We start from the raw sequence: 14,616 nt of genomic DNA on the forward strand, positions 1-14,616 counted from the left end.
TCGGAATGGAGAATCGGAATGAACATACATTCGGTCAATCCGCCGGAAATCGGGCCGCGCCTGCAGGCATATCGCAAGCAGCAGAACCTGACGCTTGCCGACCTCGCGACCAGATCGGGCGTCTCGCGCTCGATGCTGTCGGAGATCGAGCGCGGCAACGCCAACCCGACCTATGGCACGCTGTGGCATCTCACCCGCGCGCTCAACATCGACCTCAACAGCCTGATCAGCGGCGCCAGCGAGGAGCGTGGCGACCGCATCGACCTGCAGCCGGAGAACTTGACGCCGACCATCCGCAGCGCCGACGGCAGCTGCACGCTGCAGATCCTGTCGCCGGCCGGCATGGTGCCGCTGATCGAATGGTATCTGTTGAGCTTCGAGCTCAAGGGCAAGCTGATCAGCGATCCCCACGGCACAGGCACGATCGAGCATCTGCACTGCACCGAAGGCGAGATCGTGGTGCGCAGCGCCGGCAACGAGATGATCGTCCGCGCCGGCGAGACGGCGCGCTATGCGGCCGACGTCGCACACTCGCTGACCAGTGTTGGCCCGGCCGGTGCACGGGCTTTCCTGGTGGTGGCATCGGGGGAGGTCGGCAGCAGCACGACCCGGGCGTTGATTCGCCCGAAATGAACGACCCCGGTGCGCCCGCAATGGGAGCGCCGGGGCTGAAATGAATTTGATCCAAAAGGGAATGTTGAAAATGAAGGTAGGTATTGTCGGCGCGGGTTCGATCGCCTTTGGCACGGCGGTGTTTCTGGAACAGCAGGGCCACAAGGCAACGCTGTGGTCGCCGTCGGGCGAGCGCACCAAGGCGCTGGCCAAGGGCGAAGCTCTGGTTGCCCAGGGCGCCGTCGAAGGCACCTTCCATCCGGCTGCTGCTCCGAGCGCCGAAGCGCTCGTCGCCGGCGCCGAAGCGATCGTAATCGCGCTGCCGGCCTATGGCCACAAGGTCGTTCTCGACGCCATCGCGCCTTACGTCAGGGCCGACCAGACCGTCATCATCAGCTCGCACGCATCCTTCGGCGCGCTTTATCTGTCGCGCCTGCTGGCTGCGCGCGGTGTCGTCGCGCCTGTTGTAGGCTGGGGCACGACTGTCGTATCCGGTCGCCAGCTCAGCCCGACGCTGGTCAACGTCAACACCGTGCGCAAGAAGGTCGATCTCGCCACCGTTCCGGCATCGCGCAGCGCCGACGGCCTTGCCGTCTGCCAGACGCTGTTCGGCGACCGCTTCGTCGACCGCGGCAGCCTGATGGCGATCGCGCTGTCCAACCTCAACCCGCAGAACCACATGGGCATCGCGCTCGGCAACATGACGCGCATGGAGCGCGGTGAAACCTGGAGCCAGGGCCAGAACGTGACGCCGAATGTCGGCCGTCTCCTCGAGCAGCTCGACGAGGAACGCATCGCCATTGCCACCAAGCTCGGCCTCGAAGTGCGCAACATCTTCCAGCACTTCCACCTGTCTTTCCACGTGCCGATGAGCTCGATCTCTGAGATGAACCAGGAGATGCACGAGGCCGGCAATGGCGGCCAGGGCCCGACCACTGCCGACAGCCGCTATGTTACCGAAGACGTGCCTTTCGGCTTGGTCATGACCGCCAAGATCGGCCGTCTGGCAGGCTACCCCGCCGAGCTGCACGAAGCCGGCGTGCGCATCTTCTCGGCCATGTATGGCCGCGACTTTACTGCCGAGAACGACCTGCTGACCGCGCTCGACCTCGACGCCATGTCGCTGGCCGAGCTCAACGGCCTTTGCCGTGACGGATATGCGGTAGCTTAAGGTCTGGGTACCGCAGGCGCGGCGCTCCTGGCGGGTCGCTGCGCCGCTTTCTTGTCGCTCCGGCGGCAGCTGGCCGCTGCCTCGGGGTAAGGGTCAGGCTGCGCCCGGAGCGCCGAACTGCTGCAGCAACCAGTTCTCGAAGGCCTGCATTCCAGCTGTCACCGGGTGGGATTTCAACCGGGTGAGCCAGTAGTCGCCGGTTGAAACCGTTGTCTCGAACGGCTGGACGAGGCGGCCGTCGTCGAGATTGCGCTCGAACATGTTGATCGGCACCAGGGCTACGCCGACGCCGCGGGCTGCAGCCTCGGCAAGGGCCAGCGACGAATCGAACATCATACCGCGCAACACCGGCTGCGGCGCACCTGCCGCCTCGAACCAGCGCGTCCATTCGTCGGCGCGATAGGAGCGCAACAGCTCGACGCGCGCGAGGTCCGCCGGCTGTGTCAGCCGCGCCGCCATCACGGGCGAGCAGACCGGCGACAATGGCGAGGCAATCAGCTGCATCGCCTCGGTTCCACGCCATGAGCCGTCGCCAAAGCGGATCGCCAGGTCGAGACCGTCGCCGGCGAGGTCGACACGGTTGTTGTTGGTCATGATCCTGAGGTCGAGATAGGGGTGCGCCTGGTGGAACGCCGGCAGTCGTTCCATCAGCCAGCCGACGGCGAAGGTCGCGACCACGCCGACAGTCACCACTTCGTGGAAGTGCCCCTCCTCGAACCGGCTCATCGTCGCGGTGACGCGCCGGAAGGCGTCCGTCAGCACAGGCGCCAGGGCCGCGCCCTCGTCGGTCAGCGCCAGTCCCCTCGGCAGCCGACGGAACAGTTTCACCCCGAGCAGGTCCTCGAGCGACTTCACGTGATGGCTGACTGCGGTCTGCGACACGAACAGCTCCATGCCGGCCCGGGTGAAGCTGCAATGGCGCGCCGAAGCCTCGAAGGCTCGCAGCGCGTTCAGCGGCAATTGCGACGTTTCCACGTGGTTTTGATCCTATGCCCATATTTTTCTCATGGGTAACCAAAATATTGAGTGTTTGTCGAGGTCACGGGATTTTGCCAGTTTGCGGCCGTTATCGAACAAGACCTGCAGGTTATGACCTGTTCGCGGGCTGGGGTGGAGCCTGTGAGCTGTAGTCGTTCGCCCATTTTCCTGGGGCCTGCTTCCAACTGACAAGCTGCCCATCATGAAATTCATCAGCCATCTGTTCTCATTCCTCGTCCTCACCGGGCTTGCGGCCGCCTGCAGCCTGGCTTTGCTGGTCGCCGACATCACCAGGGATCTGCCCGACTACCGCGAACTGGCGGATTGGGAGCCGGCTGTCATGACCCGGGTCTATGCCTATGATGGCGCATTGCTTGCGGAATATGCGCGCGAGCGGCGGCTTTTCCTGCCGATCGCCGCCGTGCCCGATCGTGTCCGGCAGGCGTTCCTGTCGGCGGAAGACAAGGGCTTCTACAGCCATTCCGGCATCGACATTGCCGGGCTCGTCAACGCGGTCTGGGCCAACATGGCCAACTTCGGTTCTGGTCAGCGCATGATCGGCGGATCGACGATCACCCAGCAGATCGCCAAGAATCTCTTGCTCTCCTCGGACCGCACGCTGGAACGCAAGGTCCGCGAGGCGGTACTGTCCGTTCGCATCGAACGCGCCTTTTCCAAGGACGAGATCCTCGAGCTCTATTTCAACGACGTCTATTTCGGGCTCGGCGCCTATGGCATCGCCGAGGCGGCACTGACCTATTTCGACAAGCCGGTTGGCGATCTTTCGGTTGCGGAGGCGGCATATCTTGCCGCGCTGCCCAAGGGACCGAACAACTACAATCCCTATCTCAACGCCGGGCGAGCCGTCGAACGACGCAACTGGGTGATCGGCCAGATGCTGCGCAACGGATTTGTCGACCGGAATGAAGCGCGCGCTGCGGCGGCCTTGCCGCTCGGTACGAAGACGCGCGCACCGAACCTGCTGGTTGCTGATGCCAGTTACTTCACCGAGGCGGTGCGCAGACAGATCGCGGAGCAATATGGCGACGCTGCGCTCTACACCGCCGGCCTCGCCGTGCGCACGACGCTCGATCCCAAGCTGCAGGCAGCAGCGGTCAGAGCGCTGCGGCGGGGGCTCGTCAACTATGATCAGGGCAGGGGTTTTCGCGGACCGGTGACCCGCATCGCGACCGATGGCGATTGGCAACAAGCACTTGATGGCATCGTGCCACTGGCCGACGTGCCGGAATGGCGCCTGGCGGTTGTGCTCGGCGCGGCCGACGAGGGCATCAGGATTGGCCTTCGCCAGGCTTCAGGCAGCCGGCAGGCTCAAGAAATCGCCCACATCAGCACCCAGTCGATGCGCTGGGCACTGAGGCGCCCAAAGGCGGGCAAGACATCGGCAGGCGCGCTTGCGGCCGGGGATGTCGTTTATGTTGAGAAGCAGCACGACGGCTATGTACTGCGGCAGGTGCCGGAAGTGCAGGGCGCGCTCGTCTCGATGGATCCGCACACCGGCCGGGTGCTGGCGAGCGTCGGCGGGTTCTCCTTTGCCCAGTCGGAGTTCAACCGCGCCACGCAGGCCTATCGGCAGCCGGGATCGGCGTTCAAGCCCTTCGTCTATGCCGCGGCCCTCGACATCGGCTACACGCCGGCAGCACTGGTGATGGACCAGCCGATCGCACTTCCCGATGGTGCGGGGCGGGTCTGGAGACCGAAGAACTATGACGGCCGCTTCAGCGGTCCCTCGACCTTGCGCACCGGGCTCGAACGAAGCCGCAACCTGATGACGGTGCGTCTCGCGCGCCATGTCGGCATGGATGTGGTGGCGCAATACGGCCAGAGCTTCGGCATCTATGACAAGCTCAAGCCCTACCTGCCGATGTCGCTCGGTGCTGGCGAGACCACGCTGATGCGCCTGGTTTCGGCCTATGCTGTCATCGCCAACGGCGGCAAATCGGTGCAGCCGTCGATGATCGACCGTGTCCAGGACCGTCGCGGCAAGACCATCTTCCGCCACGACGGCCGGGACTGCGACGCCTGCAATGTCGAGGCATGGCAGGACCAGCCGGAACCTGAACTGCGTGACGTCAGCGAACACGTGCTCGACCCGATGACTGCCTACCAGATCACCTCGATGATGCGTGGCGTTGTCGAGCGTGGCACCGCAACCAGCGTATCGGCGCTCGGCGTGCCGGTCGCGGGCAAGACCGGAACCACCAATGACGAGAAGGACGTCTGGTTCGTCGGCTTCACGCCCAACGTCGTCACCGGCGTGTTCCTGGGCTACGACACGCCGAAGCCGATGGGATATGGCGAATCCGGCGGTGGGCTGGCGGCACCCGTCTTCATCGACTTCATGAAGGTTGCCCTCGAGGGCAAGCTGGCTGCCGAGTTTCCTGTGCCCGAAGGGATGACATTCGAAAGCGTCGACCGACGTACGGGAAGGCGCGTCGCTGCCGGCACTCCGGACTCGATTCGTGAAGCCTTCAAGCCTGGCACCTCGCCCTGCATCGGCGACTGCCCTGTCATCGACGGTTTTGAAGCGTCTGACATCGTCACGACGACGGTTCCTGCCATTGGCGGCATTTCGCCCGCGCTGCGCGACAGGCTCCTCAACAGTACCGGCGGGCTCTACTGAGATGCAGAGGCGTGGCGCGAGAAATGCCGGAGGCCGCATCCGGCTTGTCATGGCGGCGTTTGCCCTCTTGTTCGCAGCCATCGGCGGACGACTGGTGCAGCTCGGCCTGGCCGGCAACGAGCGACCGGCCTATGCCTTCAGGGGGGTGGCCAATGCCAGGCCGCAGATCCTGGACCGCAATGGCGTGCTTTTGGCAACCGACCTGCCGAGCGCGTCTGTCTATGCCGAGCCGCGCTACGTGCCCGATGTCGACGAGACAGTCGAAAAACTGGTGGCCATCTTTCCAGACCTCGATGCGCGCCAGTTGCATCAGCGGCTGAAAAGCGATGCCGCCTTCGCCTGGCTCAAGCGTCAGGTAACGCCGGCGCAGAAACAGGCTCTGTGGAACGCCGGGCTTCCGGCCATCGGGCTCCGCCCGGAGAAGCGTCGCATCTATCCCAACGGTCCGTTGGCCGCTCATGTGCTCGGCGCAGTCGATCTCGACAACATAGGCATCTCGGGTATCGAGAAGTGGATCGACGGTCAGGGTCTGCAGGAGCTCAATCTCGCCGGCATGGCCGGCGATGCCAGGCAGCTGGAGCCGGTAGCTCTGACGATCGATGTCCGCGTCCAGCACGCCCTTGCCGACGAAACCCTCAAGGCGATGGCACGCTTCAAGGCCAAGGCAGGTGCCGGCCTGCTGCTCGACGTCGACAATGGCGAGGTGCTGGCGCTGGCCTCGTTTCCCGATTTCGACCCCAACGTGCCCATCGATGCGCTGAAGCCCGAGCGGCTCAACCGCATCAGTGCCGGCGCGTTCGAAATGGGCTCGACATTCAAGGCGCTGACAACTGCGATGGCGCTCGATTCCGGACAGTTCACGCTGAAGTCGGTCATCGATGCGCGCAAGCCGCTGCAGTTCGGGCGGCAGATGATCCACGATTATCGCGGCAAGTACCGCATGCTGACCATCCCGGAGGTCTTCATCTACTCCTCAAACATATCGACGGCGAGGATTGCCATGACCTTGGGCGGTGAAGCGCAGCGGGCCTACCTCACGCGCTTCGGCCTGATGTCGCGACTGCGCACCGAACTGCCGGAGAGCGCCGCCCCGATCCTGCCGCGAAGCTGGAGCGATGTGACGACGGCAACCGTCTCGTTCGGTCATGGCATTGCGGTGACGCCATTGCAGGCAAGCATGGGCATCGCAGCGCTGGTCAATGGCGGCCGCCTGATCACCCCGACCTTCATCAAGGGCGCCCCGGTCGCCGGCCGCGTCGTCGGCTCGGGGCTCGTCTCGCCTGCCACGGCGGACGCCATGCGTTACCTGCTGCGCTACAACGCCGAGGTCGGTTCCGCCAGGAACGGAGCCGTCGCAGGCTATCTCGTTGGTGGCAAGACGGGCACGGCGGAGAAGGTCGTCAACGGCCGATACGTCGAGGACCTTGTGATGACCTCGTTCATGGCCGTGGTTCCGGCCGACAAGCCGAGATACCTTTTGCTGACGATCCTGGATGAACCCAAGGGTCTGCCCGAGACATACGGCTTCAGGACTTCAGGGTGGAATGCCGTTCCCCTTGGCGGCGCCATCCTCCGGCGCGTCCTGCCGATGCTTGGTTTGCAGCCGCAGTCCTTGGGGACTGGCGTGGCCTATCGTGACGGCAAGGAAATTGACGCTGCGGGAGACCTCTGAGTGCCATGCAGGCCATCTTGCGGTTGTATGAAATCCGCTAAACTCAATTTAAATTGTTTGTATGCAAAAGCCTCTGCGGGATTTCGGGGAGGCTGTCGTGCTCAAACGCTTCTGGCTGTCGAGAAGCGGTAATTTCGCGATGATGTTCGCGATCTTGCTGCCTGTGCTGTTGGCCGCCGTCGGCTTCGCGCTCGATATCGCCAATCTGATGAAGGCCAGATCGGACCTGCAGAACGCGCTCGATTCTGCGGTGCTGGCGGCGTCGCGACTGAGCGATCAGACCGGCACTCGCCAGGCCACATTCGACGCCTTCTTTGCCGCCAACGTTGCCAACAAGCCGGCGCTGGTCAACGCCAAGGCCAAGCTCGTCGTTGAGCAGACTGTCAACGAAATAAAGACCACCGCCACCGCTGATTCCAACATCAAGTTGAACTTCTCCTTCATCTTCGGACAGAGCTCGGCCGTCGCCGCCACGGCCAATGCGTTTGAATCGAATTCCAAGCTCGAAGTCGCGCTGGTGCTCGACAACACCGGCTCGATGGGCGCGGCCAACATGGCGGCGCTGATCGAGGGCTCCAAGGAGATCATCAGGACCTTGCAAAAGGTCAAGGCCGACCGGCCTGAGCGCCAGATTCGGGCAGCACTGGTGCCGTTCGTGACTGCCGTGAACATCAAGAGCGAGGAGGGTTTCAGTCAGTCGTGGATCGACATGCGGACGCAAGTGCCGGTCGATGAACCATCCTGGAACGGCAAGAATTTCGACAATCTCGATCCCAAGAACCGCGTCGGCCATTGGGCATTGTTCCAGGCGCTCAAGGATAACTGGAAGAGCGGCCCGACCGGTGAATGGAAGGGTTGCGTCGAAGCCCGCAGTGGCAGCTATGCGCTTGACGATACGCCGCCCGACCTGAGCATTCCGGAAACCTTGTTCGTACCCTACTTTGCGCCCGACGAGCCGGGCGACGCAGTCAGGACCGGCAACAACGGCAACAAGTACAACAACAGCTATCTGAACGAGACGGTCGGCAAGGGCGAAACAGACCGGGTCAAGCAAAAATCCCGGGACAAATATTCGAGGAAGTCGGTTCGGGACGGTTCTATTCTCAAAGAAACTCCCAACGACACCAACGGCCCGAATTATGGCTGCGCGACGCCTGTGGTCCCGTTGACCGAGGACCTCGCCAAGATTGGCGGCGATCCGGTCAAGAAGACCAAGGGCGAGCTCGACAACATGAACTTCTGGTACGGTTCGGGGACCAACGTGTCCGAGGGCCTCGCCTGGGGGTATCGCGTGCTTTCGCCGGGCGCGCCGTTCACCGAGGGCGATGCCTTCAAGGCGCCCGATACCACCAAGGTTGTCGTCGTCTTCACCGACGGCGAAAACAACGTCTTCGGCGCGTCTTCGGAAGCCATCAACAAGTCGGACTACGGCGCCTACAGTTACCTCGACACGGGGCGCATGGGCTCGACCAGTCGTAGCGGTGCGCTCAGCAAGGTCAACGAGGCGACGAAGACCGTTTGTGCCGATTTGAAGAAGCAGGATGTCGTCGTCTACACGGTGGTGCTGGGTGCCGACACCCCGGCCAATCGCGATCTCTACAGCACCTGCGCGACGGGTCCGGGCTACTACTTCCCAACCAAGAACATCGCCGAGCTGAAGGCGGCGTTCCAGACCATCGCGAACTCGATCTCGCCGCTGCTGATCACCCATTGAGACTGCTCGATCATGCGATGGGACAAGCCGTCGGGCGTTAGAAAAAGTCGGCCCAATGGCGCGGCCGATCAGGCTTGTGCGGCTGGCCGATGTCGCGCTGGAGATAACTCGGGAGTGAAGACGGGCGACCATGGCGGCGAAAGCGCCGCAACACGCGCCTGACTGTATCAGAGATCTTCTTCATAGAAACGACCGGCAGCTGTTTCATAGCTCTCCACGATTTGCATGCCGCCATGCGTCGGGTACAATGAAGTACCGTCACTCTTGGCATGAAGGAATTTCATGCAACAGAGCTCCCGCCTGCCGCCGCTGCAGACGCTCCGCGCCATGGCAGCGGTGGCGCGCACACGCAGCTTCACCAAAGCGGGCGAGGAGCTCGGGCTGACCCAGACGGCCATCAGCCATCAGATCGCGCAGCTCGAAGCCTGGCTGGGCACGCCGCTGTTCGTGCGCAGCAGGAAGGGTGTCGAGCTGACAGTCCTGGCCGACAAGGCGATACCTGATATCGTCGCGGCGCTGTCGGCGCTGGAGGCGGTGCTGGAGAGGGCGCGCCCGAGCCTCCGGAGCGAACAGCTCAGCATCTCGACGACACCGGAATTCGCCAGCCAGTGGTTGCAGCCGCGGCTCGGCGGCTTCTGCGTCGCCCACCCAGAGATCGACGTCAGCGTGACCATCGAATACCGGCGCGCCCGCTTCGACATCGACAAAATCGGCGTTGCGATCTGGCTGGCGGGGACACTGCCGGGCACCGAAGCCTTCCGCCTTACCGAGGACTACGAATTCGCCGTCTCGTCACCGGCCGTTGCCAGGGCTCTGCCCAGTCGCCAGGCACTGCGCGCGGCACCCTTGCTGCGCTATGAAGGCGCCCGGCACACGGTGCTGGATTGGGAGCGCTGGCATGGGCAGATCTACGACGGGAAGGGGCAGTTTCCTGCTGTCGACGGCGTGGAGGGACCGTTCGATTTTCAGGCCGGGCCGAGCTTCCCGACATTCTCCGACATGATCGCGGCGTGCCGGCAGGATGCTGGGCTGGCGTTGGTACGGTCCTCGCTTGTCGCCGACGACCTCGCCGCGGGGCGGCTGGTCAAATGCTTCGACGAGATCATCCCGTCGGACCTGCAGTACCACCTGGTGACGTCGCCGGCACAAAGGCGAAGCCCAGGCGTGATCGCCTTCAGGAAATGGATCATCCAGCAGATGACGGGCTAGCAGGAAGGTCTGCTTCGCCGGCCGCATGCCGTCTCAAAGTGAGGAACCGGTAGCGGAAGTTGGATACGCGCATCCGTAAGTCCAAGCAAAAAGGGCCTGGCGAGAGGGGGCCGGGGCCGGCCTCACAGAGGCACAAGTCAAGCCAATGGCTTGGGCTCAATGGCTTCGTCGTTCTCACCTGTCAGGCGGGCATCAGCATCGGTCGCTCGGCAACGATGTCGGACGCGGCGTCCAGCGAAACTTCAGGGCTCTTTTCGCCGCTCAACCGGCGGCCGCTGCGCTGGTCGAACAGCTGGAGATGCTGCGGCACGACCCGGAACGACAGCGGCTCTCCCGCCTTGCGCCGGCTGCTGCCGACGATGTGGGCGATGACGATCGACTTCGCCACCGTACCGTGGACCAGTTGGGCGGCGCCGAGTTCTTCCGAGAATTCGTAGGTTCCCGACAGTCCGCCCGAGCCGAGTTCCACTGCCTCGGCGCGGAAGCCGGCGGTGATCGGCCCAGGAACCGCCGCGGGCCAGCGGCCACGGTCATAGGCCAGTTCCTGCCCGTCCTCGAGCGTGATGATACCCTTGGCCGGATCGATGGTGCCGGGCAGCAGGTTGAGACCGGGCGTGCCGATGAAGCCGGCGACATAGGTTGTCGCCGGGCGCTGGTAGATTTCCACAGGCGCGCCGACCTGCTCGATGACGCCCTTGTTCATGACAACGATGCGGTCGGCCAAGGTCATCGCCTCGATCTGGTCGTGGGTGACGAACAGGGTGGTTGCGCCCAGGCGCTGGTGCAGCTTGCGGATCTCGACGCGCATCGCCACGCGCAGCCGCGCGTCAAGGTTCGACAGCGGTTCGTCGTAGAGGAACACCTTGGGTTCGCGGATCATCGCCCGGCCCATGGCCACGCGCTGGCGCTGGCCACCGGACAGCTGGCCCGGCTTGCGGTCAAGGAACTCGCCAAGGCCGAGCGATGTCGCCACCGCCTTCACACGCTCGCGGCGGTCGGCCTTCGAGATACCGGCGATCTTGAGCGCGTAGCCGATGTTGTCAGCGACCGTCATGTGGGGATAGAGCGCGTAGTTCTGGAACACCATGGCGCAGCCGCGTTCGCGCGGCTCGAGCTTGTTGACGATCTTGCCCGCGATCGAGATTTCCCCGTCGGAGATCGCTTCAAGTCCGGCGACCATACGCAGCAGCGTGGACTTGCCGCAACCGGACGGGCCGAGGATGACGACCAGCTCTCCGCTGGAGATGTCTAGGTCGATGCCGTGCACGACCTCGTTCTTGCCGTAGGTCTTGCGCACGCCGCGAATGGCGATCTGGGCCATGGTCTGGTCTCCTTACTTGTCGGTCTGGATGAGGCCACGCACGAACCAGCGCTGCAGAAGAATGGTCACCAGCACCGGCGGGGCCAGGACGATCAGGTTGGCCGCCATGGCGATGTTCCAGACCGGCGGCTCGCCAAACAACGGACCGGGCACGACCTTCTGCAACTGCATGGTGGCGGTGGCGTAGTTCTGGTGGTCGGTGACGACGAGCAGCGGCCAGAGATATTGGTTCCAAGACCACACGAACATGATGGTGGCGAGCGCTGCCATGTTGGTTCGCGACAGTGGCAACAGCACCTCGAAGAAGAAGCGTACCGGGCCTGCGCCGTCCATCTTGGCGGCTTCGGTCAACTCGTCGGGCACGGTGAGGAAGAACTGGCGGTAGAGGAACGTGCCGGTGGCGGTGGCAATCAGCGGCAGGATCAGACCCGAATAGGAGTTGAGCAGGTTCCACTCCGGCAGATTGACCCTGATGCCGACGAAATCGAGCATCGACTGGAACGGCCTCAGCGCATCGGCTGCAACCGCGTAGGTCGGCACGATGCGCACCTCTAGCGGCAGCATCAGGGTGATGAAGATCAGCCAGAAGAAAACCATGCGCAGGCGGTAGTTGAAGTAGACGATCGAGAAGGCCGAGATCGCCGAGATGGAGATCTTGCCGATGGTGACGCCGCCTGCGACGATCAGCGAATTCAGCATCACCCGGTCGAAGTTACCCCGCTCCCAGGCGGCGGACAGATTCTCGAACAGGTGGCCGCCGGGCCAGAGCGGCATCGGCACCTGGTTGACGGTGTGAAAGTCGTGGCTCGCCGCCACGAACACGATCCACAGCGGGATCAGCAGTGCGACCAGGCTGAAGATCAGCAGCGCGTGGGTGGCGAAGTCGAGGATGGGAGTACGTTCGATCACGGTTGGCGCTCCGGTCAGCTGTAGTGGATGCGCCGCTCGACGTAGCGGAACTGGATGACAGTGAGGGCGATGACCAGCAGCATCAGCACGATCGACTGGGCGGCAGCGAGCGAGTAGTCCTTGCCCTGAAAGCCGTCGGCATAGATCTTGTAGACCATCAGGTCGGTCGCGCGGGCCGGGCCGCCGCCGGTGGTGATGTCGACGATGCCGAAGCTGTCGACGAAGCTGTCGGTGATGTTGATGACGATCAGGAAGAACAGCGTCGGCGCGATCAGCGGCAATTGCACGTCGCGCATACGGCGCATCACGCCGGCGCCGTCCATGGCGCAGGCCTCGATCACCGAGCGCGGTATCGACTGGAGTGCGGCCAGGAAGAAAATGAAGTTGTAGCCGACCATCTTCCAGCTCTGGGCAAAGACAATCAGGGCAAAGGCGTCATAGCCATCGAGCGCCGGATTCCAGATGTCGGGAAAGACCCGGTTGATGGCCGAGACGAAGCCCGCATCCGGCGAGAAGATGAAGCGGAAGGCAAGGCCGACGGCGGGTGCTGCCAGCGCGTAGGGCAGGAAGAAGGTGAACTTGTAGACCTGGTGTCCGGGCAACCGTCTGTCGACGAACAGCGCGAGGATAACGGCGATGACCAACGACAGCGCGGTGGCTATGCCGGCAAAGGCGAGCGATATCCGCACCGAGCTCCAATATTTGGGATCGGCGAAGACGGTCTGGAAATTGAGCAGGCCGACCCAGTCGTTGCTGCCGCCGAATGGCGGCTCGAGTGTGACCGCCCAGTAGAGCGCCTCGCCCGAAGGCCAGTAGAAGAAGACGAAGATGAGCAGCATCTGCGGCGCGATGAAGGCTGCCGCCAGCCACAGGTTGGAGAAAGTGGCGCGCTTTTCCAAGCAACGTCTCCCGGTCCGCTATGCTGAAAAATGGGCGCCGCGGAGAGCGGCGCCCGACTGGTCCCGAGCCTGAGGATCAGGGCAGGGCAGCGCCCTTGTAGGTCTGCTCGTAGCGGCGCAGGATCTGGTTGCCGCGTTCGACGGCCGCGTCGATGGCCGTCTGCATGTCCTTCTGGCCGGTGAAGGCGGCCTCGAGTTCGGCGCGGACTTCGGCGCGGATCGAGGTGAAGTTGCCGAGGCGGATGCCGCGCGACAGCGGGCCGACGTCGGAAGCGGTCAGCGAGGCGATGGCGACCTCACGGCCGGTATGCTTGGGGTCGCTGTAGAAGCCTTCCTGCTTGAGCAGGTCGAATCCCTTGGTGGTAACAGGGATGTAGCCGGTGTTCTCGGCGATGTACTTCTCGCCGGTGTCGGCAGCCGTCACATATTTCAGGAATGCGGCGGCAGCTTCGTATTCCTTATCCGTCTTGCCCTGCATCAGCCACAGCGAGGCGCCGCCGACCAGCGAGTTGGTGCGCTTGGTGGTGTCGATCACCGGCAGCATCGCCACGTCCCAGTTGAGACCGGCGACCTGGGTGTTCTTGACCGTGCCGTGGTTGGCGATCGAGGTGATTGTCGAGGCGCAGCTGCCGTCGGCGAAGGATTGCACAAGGTTCTTGCCCACCTGGGTGGTCTGGATCTTGGCGTAGCCGGCGTCGAGCCAGCTCTTGAAGTCCTTCATGTGGTCGACGAAGGCGGTCTTGTTGAAGACCAGCTCGGCGCCGAGGCCGCCGTAACCGTTGTCCATCGAGGCAACGGGGAGGTTGTTGGTGGCGGAGAACTGCTCGAGGTTCATCCAGGTGTCGAAGTCGAAGGCGAAGCCACACTCGACACCGGCGGCCTTCATGGCCTTGAGGTCCTCGCCGAGCTCGGCCCAGGTATGGGGGGCGCTGGTCTTGTTGATCTTCGCCCAGGCATCCTTGTTCCAGTAGAACACGGCCGTCGACGAATTGTAGGGGAACGACCACATGTCGCCGCCGGAGGTGGCGTAATAGTTGGCGATGCCGGGGAAATAGCCCTTCCAGTCGATGTCGAGCTTGTGCTCCTCGGTGAACTTGTTGGCCGGATAGATGGCGCCCGACAGCATGAAGTTGACGGTACCAGCGTCATATATCTGGACGATGGTCGGCTGCTGCTTGGCGCGATAAGCGGCGATCGTGTTCTGCTCGGCCTTGTCGTAGCCGCCCTGACCGGTGCAGACCGCCTCGTACTTGTCCTGCGATTCATTGAACAGCTGGCAGTGCTTGGCTACGACCTCACCGAGGTCGCCGGTCAGGCCGTACCAGAAATCGAACTTGGTGCGCTCGGCCGCACCGGCGGCCGTCGCAATGGCGCTTGCCGCAGTTGCAAGCAGGAACAGTCGTTTCATCCGTCGTCTCCCTCAGGAAGCTGGTGCGAGCACAATGCTCGCTGCAGCCCGTACCCTGACGGGATGACAGGCACGTCTTGAT

At 63.5% G+C, this 14,616-nt stretch carries 11 protein-coding genes; 6 read left to right on the forward strand and 5 right to left on the reverse strand.

The window, feature by feature from the left end; all coding sequences use genetic code 11:
• The first annotated feature begins 18 nt into the window (after positions 1 to 18).
• Positions 19 to 633, forward strand: coding sequence for a helix-turn-helix domain-containing protein (locus IG197_RS21905; protein WP_067958831.1), 615 nt, complete (start codon positions 19 to 21; stop codon positions 631 to 633).
• A 70-nt stretch (positions 634 to 703) separates the two neighbouring features.
• Positions 704 to 1,783, forward strand: coding sequence for an NAD/NADP-dependent octopine/nopaline dehydrogenase family protein (locus IG197_RS21910; protein WP_192314982.1), 1,080 nt, complete (start codon positions 704 to 706; stop codon positions 1,781 to 1,783).
• Between the two features lie 93 nt (positions 1,784 to 1,876).
• Here IG197_RS21910 and IG197_RS21915 read toward each other — a convergent pair whose 3' ends face one another.
• Entirely contained in the window at positions 1,877 to 2,758 is an 882-nt protein-coding gene (locus IG197_RS21915; protein WP_067958837.1) for a LysR family transcriptional regulator, read from the reverse strand.
• A gap of 205 nt (positions 2,759 to 2,963) precedes the next feature.
• On the opposite strand from IG197_RS21915, the gene IG197_RS21920 reads away from it, so the two are divergent.
• From IG197_RS21920 to IG197_RS21935, 4 genes are all read left to right on the forward strand, one after another.
• Positions 2,964 to 5,402, forward strand: coding sequence for a penicillin-binding protein 1A (locus IG197_RS21920; protein ID WP_192314984.1), 2,439 nt, complete (start codon positions 2,964 to 2,966; stop codon positions 5,400 to 5,402).
• A 49-nt stretch (positions 5,403 to 5,451) separates the two neighbouring features.
• On the forward strand, positions 5,452 to 7,074 hold the full coding sequence (locus IG197_RS21925) for a penicillin-binding protein 2 (RefSeq protein WP_192314985.1): 1,623 nt from the start codon (positions 5,452 to 5,454) through the stop codon (positions 7,072 to 7,074).
• 97 nt (positions 7,075 to 7,171) lie between these two features.
• On the forward strand, positions 7,172 to 8,788 hold the full coding sequence (locus IG197_RS21930) for a pilus assembly protein (protein WP_192314986.1): 1,617 nt from the start codon (positions 7,172 to 7,174) through the stop codon (positions 8,786 to 8,788).
• Between the two features lie 282 nt (positions 8,789 to 9,070).
• Positions 9,071 to 9,997, forward strand: a complete 927-nt coding sequence (locus IG197_RS21935) for a LysR family transcriptional regulator (RefSeq protein WP_192314988.1) — start codon at positions 9,071 to 9,073, stop codon at positions 9,995 to 9,997.
• Positions 9,998 to 10,178: 181 nt separating this feature from the next.
• Here IG197_RS21935 and ugpC read toward each other — a convergent pair whose 3' ends face one another.
• From ugpC to IG197_RS21955, 4 genes are all read right to left on the reverse strand, one after another.
• The gene (ugpC, locus tag IG197_RS21940; protein ID WP_192314990.1) at positions 10,179 to 11,318 is read right to left on the reverse strand and encodes a sn-glycerol-3-phosphate ABC transporter ATP-binding protein UgpC; all 1,140 of its coding nucleotides are present in this window, start codon (positions 11,316 to 11,318) and stop codon (positions 10,179 to 10,181) included.
• Positions 11,319 to 11,330: 12 nt separating this feature from the next.
• Complete coding sequence (gene ugpE, locus IG197_RS21945) at positions 11,331 to 12,227, reverse strand: sn-glycerol-3-phosphate ABC transporter permease UgpE (RefSeq protein WP_192314992.1); 897 nt, start codon at positions 12,225 to 12,227, stop codon at positions 11,331 to 11,333.
• Positions 12,228 to 12,241: 14 nt separating this feature from the next.
• Positions 12,242 to 13,126, reverse strand: coding sequence for a carbohydrate ABC transporter permease (locus IG197_RS21950; RefSeq protein ID WP_067958858.1), 885 nt, complete (start codon positions 13,124 to 13,126; stop codon positions 12,242 to 12,244).
• A gap of 76 nt (positions 13,127 to 13,202) precedes the next feature.
• Entirely contained in the window at positions 13,203 to 14,534 is a 1,332-nt protein-coding gene (locus IG197_RS21955; protein WP_192314993.1) for an extracellular solute-binding protein, read from the reverse strand.
• Between the last annotated feature and the right edge of the window lie 82 nt (positions 14,535 to 14,616).

The organism is Aminobacter sp. SR38 (assembly GCF_014843375.1).
Taxonomy (GTDB): domain Bacteria; phylum Pseudomonadota; class Alphaproteobacteria; order Rhizobiales; family Rhizobiaceae; genus Aminobacter; species Aminobacter ciceronei.